The sequence below is a fragment of the Pseudomonas sp. PS02288 genome (genome assembly GCF_029959715.1).
Taxonomy (GTDB): Bacteria; Pseudomonadota; Gammaproteobacteria; order Pseudomonadales; family Pseudomonadaceae; genus Pseudomonas_O; species Pseudomonas_O kuykendallii.
The window spans coordinates 51,997-66,587 of sequence record NZ_JASCPA010000014.1 but is presented as its reverse complement, the minus strand read 5'-3'; the positions used below and the strand labels follow the sequence as shown (position 1 = coordinate 66,587).

Sequence of the window (14,591 nt, the reverse complement as noted above, 5' to 3'; positions counted from 1 at the left end):
CGCGCTGCGATCTAAACGCCGCCGCGCAGGTCTTTAGGATTCTCAGCCGCGTTTTCGTCAACTTCTGGAGTTACAAGAATGGCAAAGATCGTCGACATCAAGGGACGTGAAGTCCTCGACTCCCGTGGCAACCCCACCGTGGAAGCCGATGTGATCCTGGACAACGGTATCGTCGGCCGCGCCTGCGCGCCGTCGGGCGCTTCCACCGGATCGCGCGAAGCGCTGGAACTGCGTGACGGCGACAAGAGCCGTTACCTGGGCAAGGGCGTGCTCAAGGCCGTGGACAACATCAACGGGCCGATCCGCAGCCTGCTGCTGGGCAAGGACCCGGTCGAACAGGCCGCGCTGGACCGCGCGATGATCGAACTGGACGGTACCGAGAACAAGGCCAAGCTGGGCGCCAACGCGATCCTCGCCGTCTCCCTGGCCGCTGCCAAGGCCGCCGCCGAGGACCAGGACCTGCCGCTCTACGCGCACATCGCCAACCTCAACGGCACCCCGGGCGTCTATTCGATGCCGGTGCCGATGATGAACATCATCAACGGCGGCGAGCACGCCGATAACAACGTCGACATCCAGGAATTCATGGTCCAGCCGGTTGGCGCCAAGACTTTCGCCGACGCGCTGCGCATGGGCGCGGAAATCTTCCATCACCTCAAGGCCGTGCTGAAAGCTCGTGGCCTGAGCACCGCGGTGGGCGACGAGGGCGGCTTCGCGCCGAACCTGGAATCCAACGAAGCGGCGCTGTCGGCCATCGCCGAAGCCATCGCCAACGCCGGCTACACCTTGGGCACCGACGTGACCCTGGCTCTGGACTGCGCGGCCAGCGAGTTCTTCGAAGGCGGCAAGTACGACCTCTCCGGCGAAGGCAAATCCTTCGACGCCGCCGGTTTCGCCGACTACCTGAAAGGCCTGACCGAGCGCTTCCCGATCATCTCCATCGAAGACGGCCTGGACGAGTCCGACTGGGCAGGCTGGAAGATCCTCACCGACAAGATCGGCGAGAAGGTCCAACTGGTCGGTGACGACCTGTTCGTGACCAACACCAAGATTCTCAAGGAAGGCATCGACAAGGGCATAGCCAACTCGATCCTGATCAAGTTCAACCAGATCGGCTCGCTGACCGAAACCCTGGAGGCCATCCAGATGGCCAAGGCCGCCGGCTACACCGCGGTGATCTCGCACCGCTCCGGCGAAACCGAAGACAGCACCATCGCCGACCTGGCCGTAGGCACCGCCGCCGGCCAGATCAAGACCGGTTCGCTGTGCCGCTCCGACCGCGTTTCCAAGTACAACCAGCTGCTGCGCATCGAAGAGCAGCTCGGCGGAAAAGCACCCTACAAGGGGCGCGCGGAGTTCCGCGGCTAACCAGCGCTGTGCTAAAAGGGCGGCCACGGCCGCCCTTTTTTGTCGCCGAATCTCATCAACCGCGGGCTCTATTTTCTGATGCGTAGTCCTTACTGGCTTTTCGTCGTGCTGATCCTGCTGCTGGCGGGTCTGCAATACCGACTCTGGGTCGGTGACGGCAGCCTGGCGCAAGTCACCGAGTTGAATCGCCAGATCAGCGATCAGAAGGGCGAGAACGAACGCCTGCTCGAGCGCAATCGCGTGCTCGAGGCTGAAGTGATGGAGCTGAAGAAAGGTACCGAGACCGTCGAGGAACGTGCCCGCCACGAACTCGGCATGGTCAAGGACGGCGAGACCCTCTACCAGTTGGCCCAATGAATTCCCTGCCGCACTTCTGGGCGGTGATTCCCGCCGCCGGCGTCGGCGCCCGCATGCGTGCCGACCGACCCAAGCAGTACCTGCCGCTCGGCGGCCGGACGCTTCTCGAACACACCCTCGATTGCTTCCTCGATCACCCCGGCCTGCGCGGGCTGGTGCTGGCGCTTGGCCGCGACGATCCCTACTGGCCGACCCTGGGCTGCGCCGACGATCCGCGTATCCAGCGCGCCGACGGTGGCGCGGAGCGGGCGGACTCGGTGCTCAACGCGCTGGTGAGGCTTGAAGTCCTGGGCGCCGAGGTCGACGACTGGGTGCTGGTGCACGACGCCGCGCGGCCGAATCTCGCTCGCAGCGATCTGGACCGCCTGCTCGGCGAGCTGGCCGACGATCCGGTCGGCGGCCTGCTCGCGGTGCCGTCGCGCGACACGGTCAAGCTCGCCGGCGTCGACGGCAAGGTCGCCCGCACCCTCGACCGTCAACTGATCTGGCTCGCCTTCACCCCGCAGATGTTCCGCCTCGGCGCGTTGCGTCAGGCGTTGGAGCAGGGCTTGGCCAGCGGCGCGGCGATCACCGACGAAGCGTCGGCGATGGAGCTGGCCGGCGCTGCGCCGCGGCTGATCGAGGGCCGCGCCGACAACCTCAAGGTCACCCGCCCGGAAGACCTGGAGTGGCTGCGGCTGGCGTGGAAGCAAAAGGGCTGACCCGGCGTCACCGAGCGACGGATTCGCCCTGAGCCCGGCGAAACTACCACCACACTCGGTTACTCCGCGGCCTTCAAACCACCAACGCCTGGTACTCCGCTCTCTGCGCCAGACCGGTCTTCAGGGCCTGCACCAGTTGGCCGACCTTCGGCGAGAGAAAGCGTCGCTGCGGATAGACCGCCCACACCGCCGTGTTCGGTGGCTGGTGGTGTTCCAGCAGGCTGACCAGTTCGCCGCGGCGCAGCGGCTCCAGCACGTAGTAGTCCGGCAACTGGCACAGGCCAAAACCGCGCAGCGCGGCGTCGAGCACCGCCTGGCCGCTGTTGCAGCGCCAGTTGCCGCTGGGCCTGAACGGATGCTCGCGGCCGCCGTCCTGAAGCATCCAGGTATCGCTGGTGCCGATCAGGCAGTTGTGTGCCGCCAGTTCCGAAAGCGTGTGCGGGCGGCCGTAGCGCTCCAGATAGGCGGGCGCGGCGCAGAGGTGCATGGCGCGCGGTGCGAGACGGGTGGCGACCAGTCGCGATTCGCTCAAGCGCCCCAGGCGGATCGCCAGGTCGAAGCCTTCCTGAACCAGGTCGAGCGTGCGGTTGGACAGTTCGATTTCCACCCGCAGCTGCGGATGACGCGCCATGAATTCATTCACCAGCGGCACGATGAAGCGTTCGCCGTAGGCCACCGCCGCGGTCATGCGCAGCAGTCCGGTGGGCGCGCCCTGCAGGTCGCCGACTGCGAGGAAGGCGGCGTCACGTTCCTCGATCAGCCGCTGGCAGCGGGCAAAGAAGGTCTGCCCGGCTTCGGTCAGCGAGACCTTGCGCGTGGTGCGGTAGAGCAAGCGTGCCTGCAGGCGTTCCTCCAGGCGCGCCACCTGGCGGCTGACGTGGGAGGAGGACACCCGCAGTCGCTCGGCGGCGCGCAGGAAGTTGCCGCATTCGGCAACGGCGACGAACTCGTCCAGGCCTTCCCAGCGGTGTGCGTTCATCGATTGTCCCTGTATGGCAATAAAGTTTCCTTGGATCATCCATTATCCCAGCCTGCGCGTGAATTACACTCTCGGTTTACTGCTCAACCCCGAGAGATTTCGCCATGATCAAATCCCGCGCCGCCGTGGCCTTCGCGCCGAACGAACCCCTGAAGATCGTCGAAGTGGACGTCGCGCCGCCGAAGGCCGGCGAGGTGCTGGTGCGCATCGTCGCCACCGGCGTCTGCCACACCGACGCCTACACGCTGTCCGGCGCCGACTCCGAGGGCGTGTTCCCGTCGATCCTCGGCCACGAAGGCGGCGGCATCGTCGAAGCCGTGGGCGAGGGCGTGACCTCGGTGAAGGTCGGCGACCACGTCATCCCGCTGTACACCGCCGAATGCCGCCAGTGCAAATTCTGCCTGTCCGGCAAGACCAACCTGTGCAGCTCGGTGCGCGCCACCCAGGGCAAGGGCCTGATGCCGGACGGCACGTCGCGTTTCTCCTACAACGGCGAGCCGATCTACCACTACATGGGCTGCTCGACCTTCTCCGAATACACCGTGCTGCCGGAAGTCTCGCTGGCGGTGATTCCCAAGGAAGCGCCGCTGGAGAAGGTCTGCCTGCTCGGTTGCGGCGTGACCACCGGGATCGGCGCCGTGCTCAATACCGCCAAGGTGGAAGAGGGCGCCACCGTGGCGATCTTCGGCCTGGGCGGCATCGGCCTGGCGGCGATCATCGGCGCGAAGATGGCCAAGGCCTCGCGGATCATCGCCATCGACATCAACCCGGCCAAGTTCGACGTGGCCCGCGAGCTTGGCGCGACCGACTTCGTCAATCCGAAGGACCATGACAAGCCGATCCAGGACGTCATCGTCGAAATGACCGATGGCGGCGTGGACTACAGCTTCGAGTGCGTCGGCAACGTGCAACTGATGCGTGCGGCGCTGGAATGCGCGCACAAGGGCTGGGGCGAGAGCGTGATCATCGGTGTGGCCGGCGCCGGCCAGGAAATCAGTACCCGTCCGTTCCAGCTGGTAACCGGCCGCGTCTGGCGCGGTTCGGCATTCGGCGGCGTGAAGGGTCGCACCGAGCTGCCGAGCTATGTGGAGAAGGCGCAGAGCGGCGAGATTCCGCTGGATACCTTCATCACCCACACAATGGGTCTGGAGCAGATCAACGAGGCCTTCGACCTGATGCACGAAGGCAAGAGCATCCGCACCGTCATCCATTACTGATAGCTGCAAGCGACAAGCTTCAGGCAACGGGTGGTCCAGCGCCCCTCGACGCCTGCGGTTCTTTCGTAGGGTGCGCCATGCGCACCGCTAACCCCCTGGTGCGCGTGGCGCACCCTACGGAGTGGTCATGAGCCTCGAAATCGTTTCCAGCAACAAGAGCTTCGGCGGCTGGCACAAGCGCTACAAGCACCGTTCTTCCAGCCTCAATTGCGACATGGTGTTCGCCGTCTACCTGCCGCCGCAGGCCGAGCAGGGCGCCAGCCTGCCGGTGCTCTACTGGCTCTCGGGGCTGACCTGCACCGACGAGAACTTCATGCAGAAGGCCGGCGCGCACCGGCTGGCGGCCGAACTCGGGTTGATCATCGTCGCCCCGGACACCAGCCCGCGCGGCGAAGGCGTGGCGGACGACGCCAATGGCGCCTACGACTTCGGCCTCGGTGCCGGCTTCTACCTCAACGCCACCCAGCAGCCCTGGGCGAAGCACTACCTGATGTACGACTACGTGGTCGACGAGTTGCCGGCGCTGATCGAGGCCAACTTCCCGGTCTCCGACAGGCGCGGCATCGCCGGACACTCCATGGGCGGGCACGGCGCGCTGGTCTGTGCGCTGAAGAACCCCGGCCGCTACCAGTCGCTGTCCGCTTTCGCGCCCATCGCCAACCCGATGAACTGCCCGTGGGGCGAGAAGGCCTTCTCCAACTACCTGGGCGAGGACCGTTCGCGCTGGCGCGAGTGGGATGCCAGCGTGCTGATCCTCGACGCCACGCAGAAGCTGCCGATACTCATCGACCAGGGCGATCGCGACGATTTCCTGGTCAACCAGCTCAAGCCGGAAGCCTTGCAGGCGGCGGCCTCGGCGGCGTCGCACCCGTTGCAGCTGCGCCTGCAGCCGGGTTACGACCACAGTTACTACTTCATCGCCAGCTTCATCGACGATCACCTGCGCCATCATGCGCAGTTCCTGAAGGGGTAAGCCATCGGGGCGTGACGGGTTTCGCTGCGCGCCGCCCGCCCCGATTCGTGATTGCCGCAGTCGGCCTTGAATCTGGAAGCCGATCTCGGCGCCCTGGGCTTCATCCGCGTCGACACGCCAGAAGGCAAACGACGCCCGGCCGGGTCACCGAGGGCGCGCGTCCCGCGGTGACGATCTTCCCGGCCAATGCGCAATCCGTCAGCCATCGGCCCGGTTTCGCGCCCCGTTATCGAGGAGCCGGCACGCGCTTTCGGAAGGCTGCCGCGCTGGCATTCGCGCTTTCCTTTAGAATCACGGGCTGACTTTCCCAAGGTTACTTTTCCATGCGTATTGGCCACGGCTACGACGTGCACCGCTTCGGCGAGGGCGATTTCATCACCCTCGGCGGGGTGCGCATTCCTCATCGTTTCGGGCTCGTCGCCCACTCCGACGGCGACGTGCTGCTGCACGCGCTGAGCGACGCGTTGCTCGGTGCGGCGGCGCTCGGTGACATCGGCCGGCATTTTCCCGACACCGATCCGCAATTCAAGGGCGCCGACAGTCGCGCGCTGCTGCGCCACGTGCTGCGACTGGTCGCCGAGAAAGGCTGGAAGGTCGGCAACGTCGACGCCACCATCGAGGCCCAGGCGCCGAAGATGGCGCCGCACATCGAGACGATGCGCGCGCTGATCGCCGAAGACCTGCAGGTCGCGCTGGATCAGGTCAACGTCAAGGCCACCACCACCGAGAAGCTCGGCTTCGTCGGCCGCGAAGAAGGCATCGCCGTGCATGCGGTGGCGCTGTTGCTGCCGCTATGACCGAACTCGAACTGCTCGGTCCGCGTGCCCATGGCGAACCCTGCGGGCATGCGCTGCTCAAGGAGACCGCCGAAGACTTCCAGGTCGACGAGGCGCTCGACATCCCGCTGACGGGCGAGGGCGAGCACCTCTGGCTGTGGGTGGAAAAGCGCGGTCTGAACACCGAGGAAGCGGCCCGGCGAATCGCCAAGGCCGCCGGCGTACCACTGAAAATGATCAGCTACGCCGGTCTCAAGGACCGCCAGGCGCTGACCCGCCAATGGTTCAGCCTGCACCTGCCGGGCAAGGCTGATCCCGACCTCGGCGCTGCGGAAAGCGACAGCCTGCGCATCCTCGAGCGGACACGCCACACGCGCAAACTGCAGCGTGGTGCACACGCCGCCAACGGCTTCACCCTGCGCCTGACCGCCCTGGAGGCCGACCGCGACGCGCTCGAGGCGCGTCTGCAGCGCATCGCCGCCGAGGGCGTGCCGAACTATTTCGGCCTGCAGCGCTTCGGCCACGAGGGCGGCAACCTGGCGGGTGCCCGGGAGTTCGCCCGCCGTGGCGAGATGCCGGAACAGCGCAACCTGCGCTCGCGGATGCTTTCGGCGGCGCGCAGCTACCTGTTCAACCGCGTCGTGGCCGAGCGTGTCGCCGCGGGCAGCTGGAGTCGGGCGCTGGTTGGCGATCTGCTGGCCTTCACCGACAGCCGGAGCTTCTTCCCTGCCGGTGAGGCCGAGTGCGCCGATCCTCGCCTGGCGGTTCTCGATCTGCATCCCACCGGCGCGCTCTGGGGCAAGGGCGAATCGCCGGCCGCTGCCGCCGTGCAGGCCCTGGAGAATGGCGTGGGGCAACGCGAAGCGGCACTGTGCGATTGGCTGGCCAATGCGGGCATGGCGCACGAACGGCGAATCCTGCGCCTCCCCATCGGCGGCCTGGCATGGCATTATCCCCGGCCTGACATTCTGCAACTCGAATTCGTCCTGCCGGCTGGATGCTTCGCCACCGCCGTGGTGCGCGAGATCGTCGATCTCTCGCCGGCAGGGCAGACGGACCTCTAATGCGTATTCTGATCGCCAACGACGACGGGGTTTATGCGCCCGGCCTCGCCGCGCTGCATGGCGCGTTGTCGGATTTCGCCGCGTGCTCGGTGGTCGCACCGATTCAGGACATGAGCGGCGCCAGCAGCGCGCTGACCCTCGACCGTCCCCTGCATCCCATCGTCATGCCCAACGGCTTCATCGGCCTCAACGGCTCGCCCACCGACTGCGTGCACCTGGGCCTCAACGGCTTGCTCGCCGAAGCGCCGGACATGGTCGTCTCAGGGATCAACCTGGGCGCCAACCTGGGCGACGACGTGCTCTATTCCGGCACGGTAGCCGCGGCCATCGAAGGCCGTTTCGCCGGCAGCCCGGCGTTCGCCTTCTCGCTGGTTTCCCGCCGTCCGGACAACCTGCCCGCCGCGGCCGCCATCGCCCGCCGGCTGGTGGAGCAGCATCACACTCTGGATCTGCCTCCACGTACCGTGCTCAGCGTGAACATTCCGGACCTGCCACTGGAGCAGATCCGCGGCATCCAGCTGACCCGCCTCGGCCACCGGGCGCGGGCCAAGCCGCCGGTGAAGCAGGTGAACCCGCGTGGCAAGGAAGGCTACTGGATCTCGGTTTCCGGGGACGCCGAGGACGGCGGGCCCGGCACCGATTTCCACGCCGTGACGCAAGGCTATGTGTCGATCACGCCGTTGCAGCTGGACCGTACGTTCCATGAAGCTTTCAAAGGGCTCGACGGTTGGCTGGAGGGCTTGCTGCGATGAAGCGCGAACACGACGACGCCATCCATCGTGGCACCGGCATGACGTCCCAGCGCACCCGCGACCGGCTGATCCAGCGGCTGTACGAGGAAGGCCTGTCCAATCCGCATGTCCTCGAAGTGATCCGTCGCACGCCACGCCATCTGTTCGTCGACGAGGCCCTGGCGCACCGCGCTTACGAAGACACCGCGCTGCCCATCGGCCACAATCAGACCATCTCCCAGCCTTTCATGGTCGGCCGCATGACCGAACTGTTGCTGGCTGCCGGCCCGCTGGACAAGGTATTGGAGATCGGCACCGGCTCGGGTTACCAGACGGCCGTGCTCGCCCAACTGGTCGAGCGAGTGTTCTCGGTGGAGCGCATCCAGACCTTGCAGGACCGCGCCAAAGAGCGCCTCGTCGAACTCAAATTGCGCAACGTGGTCTTTCGCTGGGGGGATGGCTGGGAAGGCTGGCCGGCGCTGGCGACTTACAACGGCATCATCGTCACCGCTGCCGCCGCCGATGTGCCCCAGGCGCTGCTGGATCAGCTGGCGCCGGGTGGACGCCTGGTGATTCCGGTCGGCGCGGGCGACGTCCAGCAACTGATGCTGATCGTCCGCGAAGACAACGGTTTTTCCCGCCATGTACTGGATGCGGTGCGCTTCGTTCCGCTGTTGAACGGTCCGCTGGCCTGAATCGCTCTGGAAGGATCCATGGATAACGCTTTTCCGCTACATCGGGGCATGTCTTCGGGTCTGCCCTCAGTTCTTCTCTCTTCCGCTCCCGTGGTTGCTGCCGGCGAATTTGTATCGATTCGTTTCCAAGGCCGTGAGCTGGCGGGCGTTTATCACATTCACGCTGGGAGCCTCGGGTGAGCGCTACGAACAGGCAGCTCAAACGCGGTGACTTGTGGATCCTCGGTGGTTTGCTCATCGGCGCGCTTCTCGGCGGTTGCGCCAGCTCGTCTTCGAGTGGCGTGCAGGTCGTCGATCGCAACAAGAGCGGTGCCAGCTCGCGGCAGCCGGTTACCAGCGGCCAGTACACCGTTCAACGCGGTGACACCCTGTTCTCCATCGCCTTCCGTTATGGCTGGGACTGGAAGGCGTTGGCGGCGCGCAACGGCATCCTGCCGCCCTATGTCATCCGCCCCGGTCAGAAGATCCGTTTTGGCAACGGCGCCAGCCAGCCTGCCGCGCCAACGGCGGTCGCCAGCGCGAATACCCCCGTCGTGACCACCATGCCGACGCCCAGCGCGCCGGTGCTGATCGTTCCGCAACCGGTAACCGGAACTCCGGCCGCCGCGCCCCGGCCTGTCGCGCCGACTGTGGCGACCACTCCGATGCAGTCCGTGGACCGTTCTCCCAGCGGCTGGGCATGGCCCGCAAATGGCGTTTTGATCGGTAAATTCTCATCAAACGGTAGTTTGAATAAAGGAATTGATATAGCAGGGGAATTGGGCCAGCCTGTTTTAGCTGCGTCTGATGGCTCTGTGGTGTACGCCGGCAGTGGATTGCGGGGTTACGGCGAACTAGTAATCATCAAGCATAGCGATACCTATGTGAGTGCCTACGGCCACAACCGGAGGCTCTTGGTGCGGGAGGGAGAGCAGGTCAAGGCCGGGCAAACCGTTGCCGAGATGGGATCCACCGGAACCGACCGGGTGAAGCTCCACTTCGAGATTCGCCGCCAAGGCAAGCCAGTCGATCCTCTGCAATATTTGCCGCGTCGCTGATCTGCAAGTACCTCCTGCGGAAATGAATGAGTCGGGCCCACCACGGAAAGGTGGCCGAACTCATTGTCGAACTCAGCAGAAGGACAACAAGAATGGCGCTCAACGAAGAAGCCACCGGGTTTGATGTCGACGAAGATGTGTTGCTTATGGAATCGGCTCTGGTTCTTGATGAGGCACCACACGATGAACCTGACAAACCGACCAGATCGAAAGCGGCAGCCACCAAGCAGCATAAGTACATCGACTACACACGGGCGCTGGACGCCACTCAGCTCTACCTCAACGAAATCGGTTTCTCCCCACTCCTGACCCCCGCAGAAGAAGTTCATTTCGCGCGCCTCTCGCAAAGTGGCGACCCCGCGGGGCGCAAGCGCATGATCGAGAGCAACCTGCGCCTGGTGGTAAAAATCGCTCGTCGCTACGTCAACCGTGGCCTGTCTCTGCTGGATTTGATCGAGGAAGGCAACCTCGGCTTGATCCGCGCCGTGGAGAAGTTCGATCCGGAGCGTGGTTTTCGTTTCTCTACCTACGCCACTTGGTGGATTCGGCAGACGATCGAACGCGCGATCATGAACCAGACGCGCACCATTCGCCTGCCGATCCATGTGGTCAAGGAACTGAACGTCTACCTGCGCGCCGCGCGTGAGTTGACGCAGAAGCTCGATCACGAGCCCTCTGCCGAGGAAATCGCCGGACTGCTCGAGAAGCCGGTGTCCGAGGTCAAGCGCATGCTCGGCCTCAACGAGCGGGTGACGTCGGTGGATGTCTCGCTGGGCCCGGATTCCGGCAAGACCCTGCTCGAAACCCTCACCGACGATCGTCCGTCTGATCCGTGCGACCTGCTGCAGGACGATGACCTTTCGCAAAGCATCGATCAGTGGCTATCCGACCTCACCGACAAGCAGCGCGAAGTGGTGGTCCGCCGCTTTGGCCTGCGCGGCCATGAAGGCTCCACGCTGGAGGAGGTGGGCCAGGAAATCGGTCTCACCAGGGAGCGGGTTCGGCAGATTCAGGTCGAAGCGCTGAAACGCTTGCGGGAGATTCTGGAGAAGAACGGTCTCTCCAGCGATTCTCTGTTCCAGTAGCGTGGATCCGGTAGCAAAGACCCGACGTTAAGTCGGGTTTTTTGTGAGTCAATGTAAGTAATTGCTTACGTAGATGTAAGTCTAAAGAGATAAAACGATAAGCCTTTTGCGGAAATATGCTGAGAGAAAAACGGTAATTATTTGTTTTATAAAGGATTTATTTTTACGAAAGAATTTTTTTCTGAATCGATTTTGGATATTGGGCTGATTGCCGTTGTCTCGCAGCAGGATATGATCGCGCCGTGCTCAGGGAAATAGAGCACAGGTCGGTAAGGATGCCGACCCAGGACACTCGCAGGATTGCGAGGCATCAGGATGATGATGGGACATGCAGGGACTAGGGATAAAAGTGGGCGGGGTCAAACCCGCCCCTTTTTTTGCCTGCAGGAAAGTGTGCGTTTTCCAGATCCAATAAAAAGGCCCGCATGTGCGGGCCTTTTTCATGGCGGGGCGATCAGCGCTCGAGGTGCTGGAGCTTGTCCTTCACACCATCCCATTCCTCGGCGTCAGGCAACGCTTCCTTCCGCTCGGTGATGTTCGGCCAGATCTCCGCCAGTTCGGTGTTCAGCTCGATGAACTGCTGCATGCCGTCCGGTATTTCATCTTCGGAGAAGATCGCCTGCGCAGGGCATTCCGGTTCGCACAGGGCGCAATCGATGCACTCGTCCGGATGGATCACCAGGAAGTTCGGACCTTCGTAAAAGCAGTCCACCGGACAGACTTCCACACAGTCGGTGTATTTGCATTTGATGCAATTGTCGGTGACGACGAAGGTCATTCAGGTTCTCTCCTCAGACTACGGCTGCGATCCTCTGCTGGGACGTTGCAGCTCGATAAGTGATGACCTCGGCTCAGGCGGGGGCCGGGCAATCCTAAAGCGCGCAGGATTCTAACAGCTTGCTTGCGTCGCTGTTAGAGCCGCTGCTTCCATTCATATAACAGCTGCATAGCATGCCGCGGTGTCAGCTCGTCCGGATTGATCCTCGCCAACTCATCGAGAATCGGATGCGGCAGGCTGGCGAACAGGTCGTTCTGCACTGGAGCCAGGGGTTTTCCGGGCTCCTGGCGCGGTGCTTCATGCGGCAGGCTGGTGACTTCAAGGCGCGCCAGATGCTCCTTGGCGCGTCCGATCACGTCGCCGGGGACGCCCGCCAGCTGCGCGACCGCCAGGCCATAGCTCTGGCTGGCGGGGCCAGGCAGGACGTGATGGAGGAAGACGATCCGCTCGTTGTGCTCGGTAGCGTTGAGGTGGACGTTGGCGACCACCGGTTCGCTTTCCGACAGCACCGTCAGCTCGAAGTAGTGAGTGGCGAAGAGCGTGTAGGCGCGTAGCCGGGCCAGGTGTTCGGCCGCCGCCCAGGCCAGCGAGAGGCCGTCGAAGGTGCTGGTGCCGCGGCCGACTTCGTCCATCAGCACCAGGCTACGGTCGGTGGCATTGTGCAGGATGTTGGCGGTTTCGCTCATCTCGACCATGAAGGTCGAGCGGCCGCCGGCGAGGTCGTCGGAGGAACCGATGCGGGTGAAGATCCGGTCCACCAGCGACAGCTCGCAGCGCGCCGCGGGTACGAAGCTGCCGATGTGCGCCAATAGCACGATCAACGCCGTTTGCCGCATGTAAGTCGATTTACCGCCCATGTTAGGGCCAGTGATCACCAACATGCGGGTGCCGTTGTCGAGCGACAGGTCGTTGGCGACGAACGGCGTTTCCAGCACCTGTTCGACCACTGGATGACGGCCCTGCTCGATGCGCATGCAGGGTTCCTCGACGAAGCGCGGTCGGTTCAGGTCGAGGTTCAACGAACGCTCGGCGAGGTTGCTCAGCACGTCCAGCTCAGCCAGCGCGGCGGCGGTGTCCTGCAGCGGTGCGAGTTGCTCGATCAGCAGTTCCAGCAGTTCCTCGTAGAGCAGCTTCTCGCGGGCCAGCGCGCGGCTCTTGGCCGACAGCGCCTTGTCTTCGAAGGCCTTGAGCTCGGGCGTGATGAAGCGCTCGGCGCCCTTGAGCGTCTGACGGCGGATGTAGTCGGCCGGTGCCGACTCGGCCTGCTTGCTCGGCAGTTCGATGAAGTAGCCGTGCACGCGGTTGTAGCCAACCTTCAGGTTGGGCAGACCGGTGCGCGCCTTTTCCCGGGTTTCCAGGTCCATGAGGAACTGTCCGGCGTTCTCGCTGAGCGACAGCAGCTCGTCCAGCTCGGCGTCGTAGCCCGTCTTCAGCACGCCGCCGTCACGGATGACCGCCGGCGGGTTGTCGATGATCGCGCGTTGCAGCAGGTCGGCGAGTTCCGGATAGGTGCGGATGCTCTGTGCCAGTTGCAGCAGGTGGTCGGCGACCAGGTCGTGCATGCCGCTCTGCAGTTCCGGCAGGGCGCTGAGTGCGTCGCGCAGGCGTGCCAGGTCGCGCGGGCGGGCGTTGCGCAGGCCGATGCGGGCGAGGATGCGTTCGACATCGCCGATTTCCTTGAGCTGCGGTTGCAACTGCTCGAACCGATAGCGTTCCAGCAGGCAGGTGATGGAATCCTGGCGCGCCTCGAGCACCGTGCGGTCGCGCAGCGGGCGGTTCAGCCAGCGCGTCAGCAGGCGGCTGCCCATCGCGGTCTGACAGCGGTCCATCACCGATTGCAGGGTGTTGTCGCGACCGCCGGAGAGGTTGGTGTCCAGCTCCAGATTGCGCCGGCTGGCGCCATCGAGGATCACCGTGTCATCGAGCCGCTCGTGGCGCAGGCTGCGCAGGTGCGGCAAGGCGGTGCGCTGGGTTTCCTTGGCGTAGCCGAGCAGGCAGCCGGCAGCGCCGATGGCCAGCGTCAGGTTTTCGCAGCCGAAGCCCTTCAAGTCCTGGGTGGCGAACTGCTGGCAAAGGCTCTTGAAGGCGGAGTCGCGGTCGAAATCCCAGGGCGCGCGGCGGCGCGAACCGCGGCGCTTTTCGGCCGGCAGCCCCTGTGGCCAGTCATCCGGAATCAGCAGCTCGGCCGGGTTCAGCCGGTCCAGCTCGGCCAGCAGGTTCTCCCAGCCGGCGATTTCCTGAACGCTGAAGCGACCGCTGGAAATATCCAGCACCGCCAGGCCGAACAGGCGCTCGTCGCCGAGCACGGCCATCAGCAGGTTGTCGCGGCGCTCGTCGAGCAGTGCCTCATCGCTGATGGTGCCCGGCGTGATGATGCGCACCACCTGGCGTTCCACCGGGCCCTTGCTGGTGGCCGGATCGCCGATCTGCTCGCAGATCACCACCGACTCGCCGAGCTTGACCAGCTTGGCCAGGTAGCCTTCGGCAGAGTGATGCGGGATGCCGCACATCGGTATCGCCTGGCCGGCCGACTGGCCGCGCGCGGTGAGGGTGATGTCGAGCAGCTTGGCGGCCTTCTTCGCGTCTTCGTAGAAGATCTCGTAGAAGTCGCCCATGCGATAGAACATCAGTTGGTCGGGGTGCTGGTTTTTCAGCGACCAGTACTGCTGCATCATTGGCGTATGTGCCGAAAGATCCTTGTTTTGCTTTGCCATCAGTGACTTAGGGATTCTGAAGGGTTGCTGGGGAAGGGCGGCGCGCGGTCGGAGAGCGGCGCCGGATCACCCGGAAGACAATGCAGCGGCTGGCTGCGGCGATGGCGAAGATTACC

Annotated in this window: 14 protein-coding genes; 11 read left to right on the top strand and 3 right to left on the bottom strand. The window is 64.3% G+C overall.

Annotated features, from left to right (window positions below):
- Window positions 1-78 precede the first annotated feature (78 nt).
- The 3 genes from eno to ispD all read left to right on the top strand — a co-directional run bounded on the left by eno (window position 79) and on the right by ispD (window position 2,426).
- On the top strand, window positions 79-1,368 hold the full coding sequence (gene eno, locus QMX85_RS08375; protein ID WP_282339783.1) for a phosphopyruvate hydratase: 1,290 nt from the start codon (window positions 79-81) through the stop codon (window positions 1,366-1,368).
- A gap of 78 nt (window positions 1,369-1,446) precedes the next feature.
- Window positions 1,447-1,725 (top strand): cell division protein FtsB, encoded by a 279-nt coding sequence (gene ftsB / locus QMX85_RS08370; RefSeq protein ID WP_090226677.1) that lies wholly within the window; start codon window positions 1,447-1,449, stop codon window positions 1,723-1,725.
- On the top strand, window positions 1,722-2,426 hold the full coding sequence (gene ispD, locus QMX85_RS08365; RefSeq protein WP_282339778.1) for a 2-C-methyl-D-erythritol 4-phosphate cytidylyltransferase: 705 nt from the start codon (window positions 1,722-1,724) through the stop codon (window positions 2,424-2,426). The genes ftsB and ispD overlap by 4 nt, the downstream gene beginning before the upstream one ends.
- A 73-nt stretch (window positions 2,427-2,499) precedes the next feature.
- On the opposite strand, the gene QMX85_RS08360 is transcribed toward ispD, so the two are convergent.
- Window positions 2,500-3,405 carry a LysR family transcriptional regulator gene (locus QMX85_RS08360; protein WP_282339776.1) on the bottom strand — a complete coding sequence of 302 codons (906 nt, stop codon included), beginning with the start codon at window positions 3,403-3,405 and terminating at the stop codon, window positions 2,500-2,502.
- 104 nt (window positions 3,406-3,509) lie between these two features.
- On the opposite strand from QMX85_RS08360, the gene QMX85_RS08355 reads away from it, so the two are divergent.
- From QMX85_RS08355 to rpoS, 8 genes are all read left to right on the top strand, one after another.
- On the top strand, window positions 3,510-4,622 hold the full coding sequence (locus tag QMX85_RS08355; protein ID WP_273231775.1) for an S-(hydroxymethyl)glutathione dehydrogenase/class III alcohol dehydrogenase: 1,113 nt from the start codon (window positions 3,510-3,512) through the stop codon (window positions 4,620-4,622).
- A 121-nt stretch (window positions 4,623-4,743) separates the two neighbouring features.
- Window positions 4,744-5,595, top strand: coding sequence for an S-formylglutathione hydrolase (fghA, locus tag QMX85_RS08350; protein WP_282339774.1), 852 nt, complete (start codon window positions 4,744-4,746; stop codon window positions 5,593-5,595).
- Between the two features lie 323 nt (window positions 5,596-5,918).
- On the top strand, window positions 5,919-6,392 hold the full coding sequence (gene ispF, locus QMX85_RS08345; protein ID WP_282339772.1) for a 2-C-methyl-D-erythritol 2,4-cyclodiphosphate synthase: 474 nt from the start codon (window positions 5,919-5,921) through the stop codon (window positions 6,390-6,392).
- Window positions 6,389-7,435, top strand: a complete 1,047-nt coding sequence (truD, locus tag QMX85_RS08340) for a tRNA pseudouridine(13) synthase TruD (RefSeq protein WP_282339770.1) — start codon at window positions 6,389-6,391, stop codon at window positions 7,433-7,435. Before ispF ends, truD begins: the two co-directional genes overlap by 4 nt.
- The gene (surE, locus tag QMX85_RS08335) at window positions 7,435-8,187 is read left to right on the top strand and encodes a 5'/3'-nucleotidase SurE (protein ID WP_282339768.1); all 753 of its coding nucleotides are present in this window, start codon (window positions 7,435-7,437) and stop codon (window positions 8,185-8,187) included. Before truD ends, surE begins: the two co-directional genes overlap by 1 nt.
- Before the next feature lie 38 nt (window positions 8,188-8,225).
- Window positions 8,226-8,861, top strand: a complete 636-nt coding sequence (locus QMX85_RS08330; RefSeq protein WP_282339807.1) for a protein-L-isoaspartate(D-aspartate) O-methyltransferase — start codon at window positions 8,226-8,228, stop codon at window positions 8,859-8,861.
- A gap of 176 nt (window positions 8,862-9,037) precedes the next feature.
- Window positions 9,038-9,898, top strand: a complete 861-nt coding sequence (locus QMX85_RS08325) for a peptidoglycan DD-metalloendopeptidase family protein (RefSeq protein ID WP_282339765.1) — start codon at window positions 9,038-9,040, stop codon at window positions 9,896-9,898.
- Between the two features lie 92 nt (window positions 9,899-9,990).
- Complete coding sequence (rpoS, locus tag QMX85_RS08320; protein WP_282339763.1) at window positions 9,991-10,983, top strand: RNA polymerase sigma factor RpoS; 993 nt, start codon at window positions 9,991-9,993, stop codon at window positions 10,981-10,983.
- A 454-nt stretch (window positions 10,984-11,437) separates the two neighbouring features.
- Here the strand turns inward: rpoS and fdxA are convergent, their stop codons facing one another.
- Complete coding sequence (fdxA, locus tag QMX85_RS08315; RefSeq protein ID WP_090226703.1) at window positions 11,438-11,761, bottom strand: ferredoxin FdxA; 324 nt, start codon at window positions 11,759-11,761, stop codon at window positions 11,438-11,440.
- A gap of 134 nt (window positions 11,762-11,895) precedes the next feature.
- The gene (mutS, locus tag QMX85_RS08310) at window positions 11,896-14,475 is read right to left on the bottom strand and encodes a DNA mismatch repair protein MutS (RefSeq protein ID WP_282339760.1); all 2,580 of its coding nucleotides are present in this window, start codon (window positions 14,473-14,475) and stop codon (window positions 11,896-11,898) included.
- Between the last annotated feature and the right edge of the window lie 116 nt (window positions 14,476-14,591).